This is a genomic window from Rathayibacter sp. AY1E6, assembly GCF_002931115.1.
In the GTDB taxonomy this organism is placed as follows: Bacteria; Actinomycetota; Actinomycetes; order Actinomycetales; family Microbacteriaceae; genus Rathayibacter.
In genome coordinates, this window is sequence record NZ_PSVK01000003.1 from 306,944 (window position 1) to 320,540 (window position 13,597).

Consider the following 13,597-nt stretch of genomic DNA (forward strand, 5'->3'; position numbering starts at 1 on the left):
CCCTGATCCCTTCCGCGGGATGCCGCTCCGCTACGCGGCACGCCGCGTACCCGAGCGGCTTCCCGCGGGAGGGGACGGCGGCGGCACCGCTCAGTGCTCGGCGCGCCCCGAGTCCTCGATGAGGCGCACCTTCACGTTCACGGCGAGCGGCCCCGTGATCGACGGGTCGGCGGCGAGCAGCGCGTGCATCCGCTCGCCCACGAGGCGGAGCGTCTCGGGGGCCGGCAGTGCGGCGGACGCGGCGATGTGCGCGCTCACCGTGGTGAACCCCTCCGACCGGTCGATGTCGACCAGCACGTCGGGCTGCCGCAGGTCCAGCTTCACGGCGAGCGCGTCGGCCGCGGCCTCGACGATCGGCTGGGCGGGGTAGACCCCCGCGACTCCCTCGATGTCGCGGATCTCGGCGGTCAGCCGCTGCGAGAGCTCGGTGTCGTCGGTCATTCCCGCTCCTCCCGGTGGGGGTACACGTCGTCGACGGTCACGTCGATCGCGCCGACGGTCAGCTCGGTGTGGCGCTCCAGGGCGTAGCGGATGCGCTCGCGCAGGCGGTCGGCGGCCACGGCGACCGGCAGGCCGAACTCGAGGGCGCAGGTCACGTCGATCCGCACCACCGCGCCGGGAGCCGAGACGTCGCCGTCGAGGGTGCAGCGGCCCATGATGACGCCGCCCATCGTGTCGCCGGCGCGGCGGATCATCCCGCGCACGGCCGCCTCGGTGAGCGCCAGGCGGAGGGTCGGGTCGGGGTGGCGGACGGGGATGTCGCGGCCGGAGCGCACCTCGGAGCGGATCGCGTCGAGCAGGCCGGCGATCCAGACCTCGTCGCGGTCGGGCTCGCGGTCGGCCTCCTGCCGCAGCGCCCGTGCCGAGAGCTCGGTGAGGCGGGTGAGGTTCGCGAGAGCGAGCCGGCACGCGGCGGAGTTCTCGATCGAGGGGTCGCGCGGCTCGCGGCCGCGGTCGAGGTACTCGCCCAGCTCCTCGAGCGTGTGGCCGTCGAGGTCGTCCTCGGGCACGGCGGCGTCGTCGGTCATCGCCATGCCTCCAATTCGTGGAGCAGGAATCGACGGGCCCGGGCGAGGAGGCCGCGGACCGTCGAGACGGGGAGTTCGAGAGCGTCGGCGATCTCCTGGTAGCTGTAGCCGGCGGTCTCGCGGAGTAGCCAACAGCGTCGCTGATCAGCAGGCAATCGGTCCAGCGCTTCCCAGACCGCGTCCAGCTGGAGTCGTGCCTCGACGATGCGCTCGGGGGAGTGCTCGGGCGGCGCGGGCGGATCCCAGTCGTCGATGTCGTCGTGGCGGCGGCGGACGCGGATCCGGTCGATCGCCTTGTGGGTGACGATGCGCATCAGCCAGTTGCGGATGTGCGCCGGGCTGTCGAGATCGGCCAGACGCCGCCAGCCGGTGAGGAACGCCTCCTGCACCACGTCCTCGGACTCCGCCTCGGAGCCGAGGAGCTTCGCGGCGTAGACGCGCATGAGGGCGCCGTGGCGGCGGGCGAGCTGCTCGAACGCCTGCACGTCGCCGTCGACGGCGCGCGCGGCGAGGGTCGCGTCGGACGCGTTCAGGAGGGGGTCGTCGTCGATGAGCGCCTCCTCCGCGGTCCCGCGCGCGGTGTCCCCGCGCGCCGATGCCCTCAGTGTGGGGCGCCGTCCGGCATGACTACCAGCCTTGACAACGGGCCGCCGAATCCGCTGGCCGGATTGCGAGTGCCGCCGATGGGGGACGTCTCGAGACGGGATTCGTGACATTCCGGCTCCTCGACACGTCTTGATTCCGTACCCCTCGTGCGTCCCCCCGAGCGCACGGACCCCGAACCCGGAAGAAGTCCCCCATGCACTGCTCCCTCCGCTGCCGCCCCGGGCGGACGTCATGAGCGAGTCGACCTTCACCCTCGGCAGCCCCTTCGCGGGCGACGAGCGGGCCGACCGGCGCTACGAAGCCTCCGGCGACGATCCGACCGCCGCGTCCGCCGTCTACTCCGAGGCGTACGGCGGAGGCGAGTTCCGCGTCGCTCCGTTGCAGCGCGGCTTCTCCTACCGCTACGCCGTCCGCGGCAGCGACCGGGTGACCCTGCGCACCTCCGACTGCTCGGGCGCCCTCACCGGCCAGGTCCCCCACCTGAAGGAGTACGTCGTCGGGTGGTTCCGCGCCGGCGGCGGACGCCTGAACCTGCCGCCGTTCACCCGGACCGGCGCGCTCTCGGCCCCGTTCCTGTTCCCCGCGGAGCGCCAGTTCGGGCTCGAGTTCGAGCCGCACCGGCAGAACCTCATCCACTTCGCCCCCGGGTTCCTCGAGGACGTCGCGACCGAGACGCACGCCGGCCCCCGCCAGCCCGTCTCCTTCGACCACGCGGCGGACGCCGACCCCGGCGTCCTCGCCCGCTGGCGCGCCGCGGTGACGGAGGCGAGCGCCGCGCTCGCGACGGCCGCGATCACTCCGCTCGTGCGCTTCACCGCCGAGCTCGACCTCGCCCGCGTGCTGCTCCTGCTGTTCCCGTGGCGGGCGTGGGACGTGCCGGCCGTGCTGCGGCGCCCGTCCGCCTCCCGCACCCGGGTGGCGCTCGACTTCCTCCAGCACCACGCCCACGAGCCGATCACCCCGGCCGACGCCGCCCGCGCGGCCGGTCTGCACACCCGCACGCTGCAGCAGGCGACGAAGCGGCACCTCGGAGTGTCGCCGTCGGTCTACCTGCGCGACGTGCGGCTGGACCGCGCCCACTCCGACCTGGTCGCCGGCGACCCCTGCTCGACCACCGTCGCCGCGGTCGCCCGCGAGTGGGGCTTCGGCAACCTTGGCCGCTTCGCGAGCGCGTATCAGGTGCGCTTCGACGAGAAGCCGAGCCACACGCTGCGCCGCTGACGCGCAGCCCCTGCGTGCCCGAGGGCCCGGACCGTCTCAGGACGGTGCCGGGCCCTCGTCGTCTCTGGGTGCGTCCCGAGGGACCGTCTCGGAGGATGCTCCATCGTGTCCTCCGACCGGTCTTCAGGACACGGACCTCGTGACACTCGGCGCCGGCTCAGCCCGGCTGATGCACGTGGATGTCGCTGCTCATCGTCACGCTGTTGAACTCGAGATACAGCTGCCCCTCGACGACCGACACGGTCAACGTGTTGCGGCGCTCGAGTACCGCGACCGCGGCATCCAGAAACCCCTGATCGAAGCTCTGCACGGTGATCTGCTCGAGCTGGTGGACGCGCTTGCCGGACCACGCCGCGATCACCTTGTCCGGGTTGCGATGCGTGTAGACCGTCGTGCGGTCGGCCAGTCTGCTCCCGAAGTGCAGTCGCTCGGCATCCGGCGCGCCCACCTCGATCCACGTGGTCAGCCTGCCGGTGAGATCGCGGACCAGCACCGCCGGCTCGGTCGCCGTCGACGAGATCCCCTCGCTGAACGTGATCCCCTCCACGTATTCGAGGCAGTACGCGAGCACGCGCGTCATCATGTACGCGTCGGTCTCGGAGGGGTGCCGAGCGGCTCGCAGCGTGATGTCCTCGTAGACGCCGCGGTCCACATCAGCCAGCTGTATCGCGAAGTTGTACATCACTGCGCCGGCGGCCACGTGTGCGAGCTTAGGTCCTCTCGCTCATCGAGAAGCGCGAGGCTTCTCCGGCGCCGGTGGGGGCATCAGGTTCGCGCGCCTACTGGGGGCGCCTCCGCGACCAGGAGCTCGAGGCCTGGCTCGGGGTCAGCCGGACGCCGATCCGGGAGGCGCTGCTCCGGCTGGCCCGCGTCGGCCTCGTCTCGGCCAAGCCCGGCCGGGCGACGATCGTGACCCCCGCCACGGCCGAGAGCATCAGCGGCGCCCAGCAGATCGCCGCCGCCATGCACGAGCTCGCCACGCGCCTCGCCGGCCCGGCCGTCACTCCGGAGGCGCTCGCCGCGATGGAGTCGGCGAACGACGACTTCGCGCGGGCGCTGGCGGAGGGCGACGTCGAGCTGGCGCTGCGCTCGGACGACGCGTTCCACGCGGTGCTCACCGGGCTCAGCGGCAACGGGATGATCGAGGACGTGCTCGAGCAGGCCACTCCGCTCATCCGCCGTGCCGAGCGCCAGCGCTTCGCCTCCCTCGCGGCCCGAGGATCCGTGGAGCAGCACCGCGCGATCGTGGCGTCCCTCCGCGCGGGCGACACGGACGGTGCCGCCCGCCTCAGCCGAAAGAACTGGATGACGCTCGACCGTCACCTGCACGAGGCCTGACGCGCTGCTCCTCCGCGGGGAGGAGTCCGCGCTCGGTCATGCGCGAGGCCGACGCGATCGCATCCGCGACGAACCGCTCGGTCAGGTCGGCATACCCTCGCCCGCGCGCTCCGCATCCGTCCCGAGAGCTGAGCGCCGCCCTCCCCGCGCCTCCGCCGCCGAGATGCGGGTCGAGGCTGATGCCGGGCGCGGCGCGGAACGACGGACGGCAGACGCGCGGGCGGCCGGAGCGCTCTGGAACACTCGAGCGAGGGGCGGGGGCTCCGGAGCGGGGGAGCCGTGGCGTCACGCTTCGTCGAGCTCGACGGTCTGCGCGGCCTCGCCGCCCTCGGCGTGGTCGTCTACCACTTCACCACCGCGTTCTCGCTCGATCATCCCGATGCACCGCCGGGATCCTTCGCGCTCCCGTTCGGCGAGTTCGGCGTCCAGCTCTTCTTCGTCATCAGCGGCTTCGTGATCCTGATGTCCGCGGACCGCGCGCGGCGGCCGTCGGACTTCGCGATCTCCCGCGTCAGCCGCCTCTACCCGGCCTACTGGATCGCGGTGGTCGTCTCGATCGTCGTCGGCGCTCTCGCCCGCGTCCCCGGCACCGACCTCACGCCGCTGGAGCTGCTGCTCAACTTCACCATGGTGCAGCGGTTGCTGCTGGTACCCAATGTGAACGGCGCGTTCTGGACGCTGGCCGTCGAGATGCAGTTCTACCTGCTGGTGCTGCTCGTGCTCGTCCTCACGAAGTGCCGGTTCACGGATCGGCTGGTCCGCGTGCTGGTGGTCGTCTGGCTCGGCGTCGCCGCGACCGCCTCCGTCGCCGCTCACCTCGCCTCGGGAGGCGTCGACGTCGTCTCGGCGCCGGTCGCCGTCCGGGTCCTGGCGAACCTGACGCTGGCCGAGTACGGACCGCTCTTCTGCGTCGGGATGCTGCTGTTCCTCTCGCGACGCCAGGGGCGCTTCGAGCTCCTCGCCGTGCCGGCGGCTCTGATCGCGGCCCTGAACGCCCAGCTCCTCCACGGCGGGCCGGACGGAGCGGTCGTCCTCGGCGTCTGCGCGGCCGTCGCGGTCGTCGCCATGCGGCGCCGGACCGCCGTGCTGCGATGGGCGCCGCTGCTCTGGCTCGGGCGGATCAGCTACTCGCTCTACATCCTCCATCTGGTCGTGGGCAGCGCGATCGTCAGCGCGCTCTGGCCGCTGATCGGCCGCGACGGAGCAGGACTCGTCGCCTTCGTCGTCGTCCTCCTGCTGTCGTGGGGCGTCAACGCGGTCGCCGAGGAGCGGTGGAGCCCCGCCTGGCGCCGCGCCCTCACCCGTCGGCGCGACCGCCGGCTCCCGGCGGGGACGGCGACCGCGGCCTGACGCGGCTGTGCACTCCGCTGGCCGCTCAGCGAGTGCGCCGAAGGAGCCTGTGGACGCCGGTGGCCGCGAAACGCATCTCCGCTCGACGTTCCCTGCACCTTGGCTGAGCCACCGGGACGTCCGAGCCCCGGGCCACGTCTTCATCATGTGCCACGGATCGTGAGCACCGCGGCCCCGGCCACGACCTCTGACCATCTGGAGAAGATCATGACCAACGTCACCCCCACCAGCCTCGCCAACGCCTCCTCGGCCAAGCACGGCACCGCCACCTCGGCCGGCAAGAACACGATCGCCGACGGCGTCGTCGAGAAGGTCGCCGGCATCGCGGCCCGAGAGGTCCCCGGCGTGCACGACCTGGGCAACGGCGCCGCCCGCGCCATCGGCGCCATCCGCAACGCGATCAACGCGCAGGACCGCGGCCAGGGCATCTCCGTCGAGGTCGGCGAGAAGCAGGTCGCCGCCGACATCACCGTCGTCGCCGAGTACCCCGTCGCGCTGCAGAAGCTCGCCGACAGCATCCGCTCCGCCGTCTCCGAGGCCATCTCCTCGGTCGTCGGCATGGAGGTCGCCGAGGTGAACGTCACCATCTCCGACGTCTTCATCCCCTCGGACGACAAGGACGACGAGACCGAGAGCCGCGTCAAGTGACTCCGTCCCACATCGGCCTGGTCCTCGGCGCGGTCCTCGCGCTGACCGCCCTCGTCTTCGGCTTCTGGGCGCTCCTCTGGGTCGCCCTCGCCATGGCGATCGGCTACGGCGTCGGGCGGGTCGTCGAGGGCAAGCTCGACCTGCGCTCCCTCGGCGACACCCTCCGCGGGCGGCGGTCCTCGTGACCGCGGCGGTGATGGCCGACGAGGCCAGCCACGGCCGCACGACGATCAGCTCGCGCGCCGTGCGCCGAGTCGTGTCGGCCGTCACCGCGGAGGCGCTGGACGTGAACTCGTCCGACGTGTCCGTCGAGCTCGACGACGAGGGAGGACGCCTCCACGTCGTCGCGCACGCCCCCATCCACGTCACGCCCCTGGGCGAGACGGGCCGCCGCTCCTCCGTGACGCTACTGGACCGACTCAGCCGGGCGCAGACGACCATCCGCTCGCGCTGCCTCGAACTGACGGGCTCCACGATCGGCCGGGTCGACCTCCGGATCACCGGTGCCGACCTCCGAGAACGAAGGAGGGTGTCGTGACGACTCCCACCACTGCCGGCCGGGCGCTCTACCCGCGCCTGGTGCGGCGCGAGACGCACTCGTCCCGCTCCGGATCGGCGATCGTCCTCGCCGTCCTGCTCATCCTCCTGTTCGCGTGGCTGGGCACGGAGGCGGTCCTCGCCGTCCTCGGCCAGCCCGCGCTGCTCGTGGCCCCGCAGGACGGAGCGTCCTCGCTGCTCAACGCGGCCGCGGCGCCCATCGCGCTGACCGCCGCCGCCGGCGCCGTGCTCGCTCTGATCGGGCTCGTCCTGATCGTCGTGTCGCTCAAGCCCGGCCGTCGCGGCCGTCGCGCCGTCAGCACCGACCGCACCGCGGCGATCGTCGACGACCGCGTCATCGCGCAGGCCGTCGCCCGCACCGCCGGCTACGCCGGTGACGTCGACCCCGACAACGTGTCGGTGTCGGTCGGATCCCGCGTCGTCGACGTGACGGTCTCCCGCACCTCCGGCCGCAGCATCGACGTCACGCCGATCCGCGAGGCCGTCGACGCCGAGCTCGCCACGTTCGACTGCACCCCGCGCCTGCGCTCCAAGGTGCGCCTGTCCGAGAAGGGAACGGTCCGCTGATGACCACCACGAACCGATTCCTCAACCGGCTGCTCCTGTTCGTCGTGGGCCTCGTCCTCCTCCTCGCCGGCGGCGCCGTCGCGGTGGGGTCGCTGCTCCCGCAGGTGCAGGAGAACGTGTCCACCGCCGCGCAGGACGCGGCCGACCCCACGAGCCAGGCCCTCTCGGGCGGCACCCCGTGGATCCTCTGGGTCATCGCGGTCGTCGCGCTCGTCCTCATCCTGCTGCTGGTGCGCTTCATCGTGCGCCAGGGCCGCGGCCGCACCTCCACGCTGCTGCGCGTCGGCTCCGGAGAGGGAGCGGGGACGCCCTCAGGCGGCTCCGTCACCATCGACGCGAAGGTCGCCGAGCAGGTCCTCGAGGAGGCCCTGTCGCAGGAGCCGTCCATCGTCGCGGTCGACGTGACCGCGTTCGAGATCAAGCACCAGAAGGTGCTGCGCGTCACCGCGCACACCCGCCGCGGCGCCTCGCCCGCCCGCACCCGGCAGACGGTCGACCAGGCCGTCCGCCAGTGGGACGCCCTCCTCGGCGAGGAGACGCCCGTCGTCATCCAGATCGTCAGCGGTCTGCGGACGAAGATGAGCGGCACCGCCCGCGTGCAGTAGCCGCCGGCGCCACCGTCCGGCCCTCCCGATCGGGAGGGCCGGAGAGCCCCGCTCAGGCGGGATGGAAGTCTTTCTGAAGGAGCACCCCATGTCCGATCCGATGGAGCCCGGCACCGTCGAGCGCATCCGCACCGATGAGCAGCCGACCCCGAACCAGCAGAGCCGGCGCGAGTCCGCCCGCCGCGACGGGAAGCCGTCCGAGCCCGAGTCGACCGAGAGCCGGGTCGCGACCGCCGCCGGCGAGAGCGCCCAGCGCGTGTCCGGCGTCCACCACCTCGGCGGAGCCGTCGCCCGCGGCCTCGACCGCGCCTCCCGCCGCGTGCTGGGCACCAGCACCGTCCCCGGAGTCACGGTCTCGAAGGCCGACGGCGTCACCACCGTCGACATCGACCTCGTCGTCGAGTACCCCCACCCCGTCCGCGAGGTCCTGGACGCCGTGCGCGATCAGGTGCAGCGCGTGGCGGAGCCGGTCGCCGGCGGCCACGTCGTCGTCAACGTCGAGGCGACCGACGTCCACGGCCCGTTCGACCCGATCGAGAAGCCGGAGGAGGACGAGGAGCCGCTCGTCGACACCGCCAAGCGCGCCGCGTCCGACGCCCGCGACTCCGCCAAGGAGGCCGCCGGGAACGCTCGCGACGCCGTCTCCGGTGCCGTCGACTCCGCCCGCGGACGTCTGGCGGACGCAGCCGACGACGCCGCTGACGCGATGGACCGTGCGGCCGACGAGCGCGACGAGCGCGCAGCCGCCCAGAAGACGGCCGACGACGAGCGCGCCGCCGAGCGCGACGAGGACGACCCCCGCGTCGAGACGCACGCGGCTCCGGCCGTCGTCGAGACCGCGGAGTTCGTGGTCCGCGTCCAGGTCGAGCCGGTGGACGACGATGGCGACCCCCGCACCGCGACCGTCGAGGTCGCTCCTGCGGAGGAGTCCGAGCACGTCGAGCGCGACGAGGCCGCGGCCGATCGCGACGCCGCGTCCGACGACGCCCACCGCTCCGAGGACGACCGCGCGTCGTCCGCCGCCGGTCGGGAGTAGTCCCGTGCGCACCCGCTCGTACGGCGCGCGACGCAAGCCGCGCGCGGCCTGGATCGCGCTCGGCACGGGCGTCGTGCTCTCGTTCGTGGTCGTCGTCGCCGTGCTGCTGCCCGTCCTCGGGCTGATCGGCGCGGCCGACGGCACCACGGCCGGGGCGCTCGACGTCCCGGTCGGCGCGATCGTCCTCTCGATCGTCCTCAGCTACGCGGTCGGCCTGGCCTGCCTCGCCGTCGCGTTCCTCTCCCGCAACGCGGCCCTCGCCTGGGTCGCCGCAGTGGCCGCCGTCATCGCGACGCTCATCGGCTCGATCTGGCCGCTCGTCGCGACCGGATTCGCCAGCGTCGACCAGGCGAAGGACGTCATCCCCTTCATCCAGGACCTGATCGCCCGGGTCCGGGGGTAGCGTCGGGGCGATGAGCTCCGACTACCTCCGCGCCTACGACGACCAGCTCCGCTCCGACGCCGAGACCCCGAGCGCCGTCTCCGTGACGCGCGAGGGGCCTCTGCGTCTGGTGACCTTCGCCGGCGGACGCGGCTTCGTCACCTACCGCGACCTCGCCGGCGCCTCCTCCGCGGAGATCGCCCGCCTCGTCGCCGCGGCCTGCGCGCACTTCGACGCCGATCCCGGCATCACCCGCGTCGAGTGGAAGACCCGCGGCCACGACGAGGCCCCGGGCCTGCACGACGCCCTCGTCGCGAACGGCTTCGCGCCGGACGAGGCCGAGTCGATCATGATCGGCCCGGTCGAGGCGCTGCTCTCGGACCGGCCGGTCCCGGAGGGGGTCGTGCTGCGGCGGGTCGTCGACGAGCCGGACGTCCGCGCGTTCAGCGCCATGATCGACGCCGCCTTCGAGGAGGAGGTCGACGTGTCGATCGCCGATTCGCTCGTCGCCCGCCTGGCGCGCGGCGACGGCATGGAGCTGTGGGTCGCCGAGGTCGACGGGCGGATGGCGTCCGGCGGCCGGCTCGAGCCCGTCCCGGGCACCGCCTTCGCCGGCATCTGGGGTGGAGCGACGCTGCCGGACTACCGCGGACGCGGGCTCTACGGCCTGGTCACGGCCGCCCGCGCCGCCTCCGCCCGTGATCTCGGGAAGACCCTCGTGCACAGCGACTCGACCGAGTACTCGCGGCCCATCCTGGAGCGCGCGGGCCTCGTCCGGGTGTCGACGACGACCCCGTACCGTCGACGGCGTCCGTAGTCCGCTTCTCCGGGCGTGCGCGGGGATCTCGAGACGCGCGCGGTGCGCGCTACTCGATCAGCACGGCGGGGACTTCTGCTGGTCGAGTAGCCCGAAGCGGCGTATCGAGACCTGCCCGTTCGTGCGTGGAGATCTCGATACGCGCGCTGCTCCGATCAGCTCGGGGACGTGATCTCGAGCGCGATGTTGTCGGGGTCGCGGAACTCGAGGAGGCTCATGCCGCCGGCGTCCTTGATCGGCTCGTGGGCGATGCCGAGGTCGTCGAGCACGGCCGCGGCCGCCTTCAGCGCGTCGAGGTCGGGGACGGTGAAGCTGACGTGGTCGAGCCCGACCCGGTCCTCGTCGAAGCGGTCGTCGCCGGGCGCGACGGGGCGCAGGCCGAGCAGTCCGCCCGGGAACTGGTAGATCACGCCGCCGAACACGAACGCCAGCTGCTCCTTCTCCTCCGGCGACGCGTCGGCCGGCGGCGCCTCGAAGGCGACGTCGAAGCCGAAGACGGAGTCGTAGAAGGGACGCGAGACGGCGATGTCGCGGACGGTGAGTCGGACGTGGTTGTAGTCGACAGCGGGGATCGGCACAGGGGTTCCTCTCGGCGGGGCGGGCGGAGTGCCCGTCTCCAGTTGTTCGGAGGCGGCGGGCCGCCGGTTCGGGGCTGGCGCCGCCTCCGAGGATCGGGTAGCGCGTCAGTCCAGCTCGGTCGGGCGCGCCGGCTCGGCCAGCAGGGCGCGCGCCGCCATCCCGATCACCGCGCTGTAAGTGGGGTAGGCGAAGCGGACGTTCGCGAGGGTCGCGAGGTCGACTCCGGCCGCCATCGCCGTGGTCACCGACTGCACGACCTCGATCGCGTTCTCGCCGACCGCGTGCGCGCCGAGCAGCAGCTCGCGGCGCCGGTCGGCGATCAGCGTGAGGAACCCGTTCTCGCGGTCGTCGATGACGGCGCGGTCCAAATTGGAGAACGGCACCGAGGCGACGACGCACTGCGGGTCGCGCTCGCGGGCCTGCTCCTGCGTGAAGCCGACGCCCGCGTAGTCCGGGTCCGTGAATCCGCCCGCGGGCAGGAGGAACTGAGGCGTGCGCCGGTTCGCGCCGAGCACCGCGTTCTCGGCGGCGGCCTCCGCCTCGAACTGCGCCGCCTGGACGAGCATGTCGCGCCCGTTCGCGTCGCCGACCGCGAAGATGTGCGGCACGACGGTGCGGAAGTACTGGTCGGCGGGGATCGCCGAGCGGACGACCTCGATGCCCGCGTTCTCGAGTCCGAGGTCCTCGACGTCGGCGGGCCAGCCGGTGGCCATGACCACCACGTCGACCTCGACCGTCCGGTCCTCGCCGCCCTCGCGCCACGCGATCGCGAGCGAGCCGTCGTCCTGCCGCTCGATGCCCGACACCGTCTCGATCCCGGTGCGGACGCGGACTCCCTGGCGCTCGAAGGCGGCGCCGACGTGCTCGGAGATGCTGGAGTCGGAGGTCATCAGGATCCGCGGGGCGACGTCGAGGAGCGTCACCTCCGAGCCGAAGGCGTTGAAAACGGTGACGAGCTGGGCGCCCGTGTTGCCGCCGCCGATCACGGCGACGCGGCGCGGCAGCTCGGTCAGCCCGAGCACGTCCTCCGGCACGGTCGCGAGCTCGGCGCCCGGGATCGGCAGCCGCCGCGAGTGCCCGCCGACGCAGACCATGATCGAGCGCGCGCGGATCCGCCGCCCGCTGTCGAGCACGAGGGTGCTCTCGTCGACGAAGCGGGCGCGGCCCTCGTGGATCAGGTCGACCCCCGCCTCCTCGAACCGCTGCGCCTCGCGCTTGATCGAGCGCACCAGGTCGACGCGCTCGTGCACGTGGCGCACGGTCGCGGCCCAGTCGAGGACGGGAGTGCCGATCTCGATCCCGTAGTCGCCGGCGGAGCGGGTCTCGCGCATCATCCGCGCCGTCTTCGCGAGGACGCGGGTGGGCACGCAGCCGGTGTTGACGCAGGTGCCGCCGACGCGCGCGGCCTCGAGCACGACGACGCGCGCTCCCAGCTCCGCGGCGCGGAGGGCGGCGGCCGTCCCCGCGGGTCCTGCGCCGATGACGGCGACGTCGTACTCGGCCTGCTCGGGAGTGCTGTCGGGCACGGTGACCTCCGGTTCTGGGTGTGCTCCGATCCTGCCGCTCCGCGCCCCGCTGCACCCGGCCTTGACAGCCCGCCCGCGGACCGGCGTCGCGGGCGTCCCGACGCTGAACATCGGCCGAGGACGGTTGCCCGGCGGGCGCCCGGCACGGTGGGATGACCGGGTGGGCTGCGGCGGGGGACTCGGGCGAAAGGCGCTCCGATGAGCGCCCGCACCTTCGGGGTGGAGGAGGAGTACCTCCTCGTCGACGCCGGGACGTTCCTCCCGACGCCCGCGGCGCCGCTGCTGCTCGGCTCCGTCCGCGGCTCCGCGGCGGTCGCCCTGGCCGCCGAGCTCAAGGCGGAGCAGATCGAGGCGGTCGGCGCTCCCGCCCGCACGCACGACGCGCTGCTGGCCGGACTGCGCGAGGGCCGCCGCCTGGCCGACGACTCCGCCCGCGAGGTCGGTGCCCGCGCCGTCGCGGTCGCGACCAGCCCCGCCGCGTTCGAGCCGCACCTCTCGGCCGACGAGCGCTACGACCGGATGGCCGAGCGCTTCGGCCTCGTCGCCCGCGAGCAGTTCACCTGCGGCCTGCACGTCCATGTCGGGATCGGGTCGCCGGAGGAGGGGATCGCGGTCCTCGACCGGCTGCGCGGCTGGCTGCCCGCCCTCCTCGCCCTGAGCACCAACTCCCCGCTGAGCGCCGGCGTCGACACCGGCTTCGCCAGCTGGCGCTACCAGTCGTGGGGGCGCTGGCCCACCGCCGGCCCGGTCGGGATCTGGGGCGACGTCGAGCAGTACCGGAGCGTCGTCGCCTCCCTCACCTCCTGCGGCGTGCTGCTGGACGAGGGCATGCTCTACTTCGACGCCCGTCTCTCCCGTGCGCACCCGACCGTCGAGGTGCGCATCGCCGACGTCCCGCTGCACGCCGAGGACTCGGCGCTGATCGCCGTCCTGATCCGGGCGCTCGCCGAGACGGCCGTGCGCGACGCGGGCTCCGGGGTCCCGCCCGTGCCGCTGCCGACTCCGGTGATCGCCGTCTCCTCCTGGCTGGCGAGCCGCCACGGCACGACCGGCGACCTCATCGATCCGGTCGACGGCTGCCCGGCCCCCGCCTCCGCGGTGCTGGCGCGCCTGCTCGACCACGCGGGTCGGGCGCTGGCGGAGTCGGGCGACGAGGAGGTCGCGGCGTGCGGCGTCGAGCGGGTCCTGGCGCGGGGCACGGGCGCCGAGCGGCAGCGCGCGGTGTGGGAGCGGACGGCGTCCGCGGCCGAGGTGATCGCGGACGCGGCGGAGGCGACGCGCGCCTAGCGGCTCGCTGGTCGCAGGCTCACGGCTCGCTGGTCGCGGGCCCGGCGGC

At 73.5% G+C, this 13,597-nt stretch carries 18 protein-coding genes; 12 read left to right on the plus strand and 6 right to left on the minus strand.

Going from position 1 to position 13,597, the window contains the following annotated elements; genetic code table 11:
* Positions 1-90: 90 nt before the first annotated feature.
* From C5C46_RS04910 to C5C46_RS04920, 3 genes are read right to left on the minus strand one after another with little or no spacing between them, the layout of a single operon-like run.
* Positions 91-441, minus strand: a complete 351-nt coding sequence (locus tag C5C46_RS04910) for a hypothetical protein (RefSeq protein ID WP_104225842.1) — start codon at positions 439-441, stop codon at positions 91-93.
* Positions 438-1,028 carry an Asp23/Gls24 family envelope stress response protein gene (locus C5C46_RS04915; RefSeq protein WP_146076902.1) on the minus strand — a complete coding sequence of 197 codons (591 nt, stop codon included), beginning with the start codon at positions 1,026-1,028 and terminating at the stop codon, positions 438-440. Before C5C46_RS04915 ends, C5C46_RS04910 begins: the two co-directional genes overlap by 4 nt.
* On the minus strand, positions 1,025-1,513 hold the full coding sequence (locus C5C46_RS04920) for an RNA polymerase sigma factor (protein WP_244248147.1): 489 nt from the start codon (positions 1,511-1,513) through the stop codon (positions 1,025-1,027). Before C5C46_RS04920 ends, C5C46_RS04915 begins: the two co-directional genes overlap by 4 nt.
* Before the next feature lie 352 nt (positions 1,514-1,865).
* Between C5C46_RS04920 and C5C46_RS04925 the strand changes: the two genes are divergently transcribed.
* On the plus strand, positions 1,866-2,855 hold the full coding sequence (locus C5C46_RS04925) for a helix-turn-helix transcriptional regulator (protein ID WP_104225843.1): 990 nt from the start codon (positions 1,866-1,868) through the stop codon (positions 2,853-2,855).
* 157 nt (positions 2,856-3,012) lie between these two features.
* Here the strand turns inward: C5C46_RS04925 and C5C46_RS04930 are convergent, their stop codons facing one another.
* A complete protein-coding gene (locus C5C46_RS04930; RefSeq protein WP_104225844.1) occupies positions 3,013-3,555 on the minus strand; it encodes a YaeQ family protein in 543 nt (180 codons plus the stop codon).
* Positions 3,556-3,611: 56 nt separating this feature from the next.
* On the opposite strand from C5C46_RS04930, the gene C5C46_RS04935 reads away from it, so the two are divergent.
* From C5C46_RS04935 to C5C46_RS04980, 10 genes are all read left to right on the plus strand, one after another.
* Positions 3,612-4,193 (plus strand): GntR family transcriptional regulator, encoded by a 582-nt coding sequence (locus C5C46_RS04935; RefSeq protein WP_181136487.1) that lies wholly within the window; start codon positions 3,612-3,614, stop codon positions 4,191-4,193.
* 279 nt (positions 4,194-4,472) lie between these two features.
* Positions 4,473-5,543: an acyltransferase gene (locus tag C5C46_RS04940; protein WP_181136488.1), complete on the plus strand. Its 1,071-nt coding sequence runs from the start codon at positions 4,473-4,475 to the stop codon at positions 5,541-5,543.
* A 207-nt stretch (positions 5,544-5,750) separates the two neighbouring features.
* A complete protein-coding gene (locus C5C46_RS04945; RefSeq protein ID WP_104223989.1) occupies positions 5,751-6,191 on the plus strand; it encodes an Asp23/Gls24 family envelope stress response protein in 441 nt (146 codons plus the stop codon).
* Positions 6,188-6,376 carry a DUF2273 domain-containing protein gene (locus tag C5C46_RS04950; RefSeq protein WP_104223990.1) on the plus strand — a complete coding sequence of 63 codons (189 nt, stop codon included), beginning with the start codon at positions 6,188-6,190 and terminating at the stop codon, positions 6,374-6,376. The genes C5C46_RS04945 and C5C46_RS04950 overlap by 4 nt, the downstream gene beginning before the upstream one ends.
* Positions 6,373-6,729, plus strand: coding sequence for a hypothetical protein (locus C5C46_RS04955; protein ID WP_258059334.1), 357 nt, complete (start codon positions 6,373-6,375; stop codon positions 6,727-6,729). The genes C5C46_RS04950 and C5C46_RS04955 overlap by 4 nt, the downstream gene beginning before the upstream one ends.
* The gene (locus C5C46_RS04960) at positions 6,726-7,316 is read left to right on the plus strand and encodes a DUF6286 domain-containing protein (RefSeq protein WP_104225847.1); all 591 of its coding nucleotides are present in this window, start codon (positions 6,726-6,728) and stop codon (positions 7,314-7,316) included. Before C5C46_RS04955 ends, C5C46_RS04960 begins: the two co-directional genes overlap by 4 nt.
* Complete coding sequence (locus tag C5C46_RS04965) at positions 7,316-7,921, plus strand: hypothetical protein (protein WP_104225848.1); 606 nt, start codon at positions 7,316-7,318, stop codon at positions 7,919-7,921. Before C5C46_RS04960 ends, C5C46_RS04965 begins: the two co-directional genes overlap by 1 nt.
* A gap of 88 nt (positions 7,922-8,009) precedes the next feature.
* Positions 8,010-8,957 (plus strand): Asp23/Gls24 family envelope stress response protein, encoded by a 948-nt coding sequence (locus tag C5C46_RS04970; RefSeq protein WP_181125569.1) that lies wholly within the window; start codon positions 8,010-8,012, stop codon positions 8,955-8,957.
* 4 nt (positions 8,958-8,961) lie between these two features.
* Positions 8,962-9,360, plus strand: coding sequence for a hypothetical protein (locus C5C46_RS04975; RefSeq protein ID WP_104223994.1), 399 nt, complete (start codon positions 8,962-8,964; stop codon positions 9,358-9,360).
* Positions 9,361-9,370: 10 nt separating this feature from the next.
* Positions 9,371-10,156, plus strand: coding sequence for a GNAT family N-acetyltransferase (locus C5C46_RS04980; protein ID WP_104225850.1), 786 nt, complete (start codon positions 9,371-9,373; stop codon positions 10,154-10,156).
* A 155-nt stretch (positions 10,157-10,311) separates the two neighbouring features.
* On the opposite strand, the gene C5C46_RS04985 is transcribed toward C5C46_RS04980, so the two are convergent.
* Positions 10,312-10,734 (minus strand): VOC family protein, encoded by a 423-nt coding sequence (locus C5C46_RS04985; protein WP_104223996.1) that lies wholly within the window; start codon positions 10,732-10,734, stop codon positions 10,312-10,314.
* Positions 10,735-10,839: 105 nt separating this feature from the next.
* Positions 10,840-12,261, minus strand: coding sequence for an NAD(P)/FAD-dependent oxidoreductase (locus C5C46_RS04990; RefSeq protein ID WP_258059335.1), 1,422 nt, complete (start codon positions 12,259-12,261; stop codon positions 10,840-10,842).
* Between the two features lie 198 nt (positions 12,262-12,459).
* On the opposite strand from C5C46_RS04990, the gene C5C46_RS04995 reads away from it, so the two are divergent.
* Positions 12,460-13,548 (plus strand): glutamate--cysteine ligase, encoded by a 1,089-nt coding sequence (locus C5C46_RS04995; RefSeq protein WP_104225852.1) that lies wholly within the window; start codon positions 12,460-12,462, stop codon positions 13,546-13,548.
* Positions 13,549-13,597: the final 49 nt, after the last annotated feature.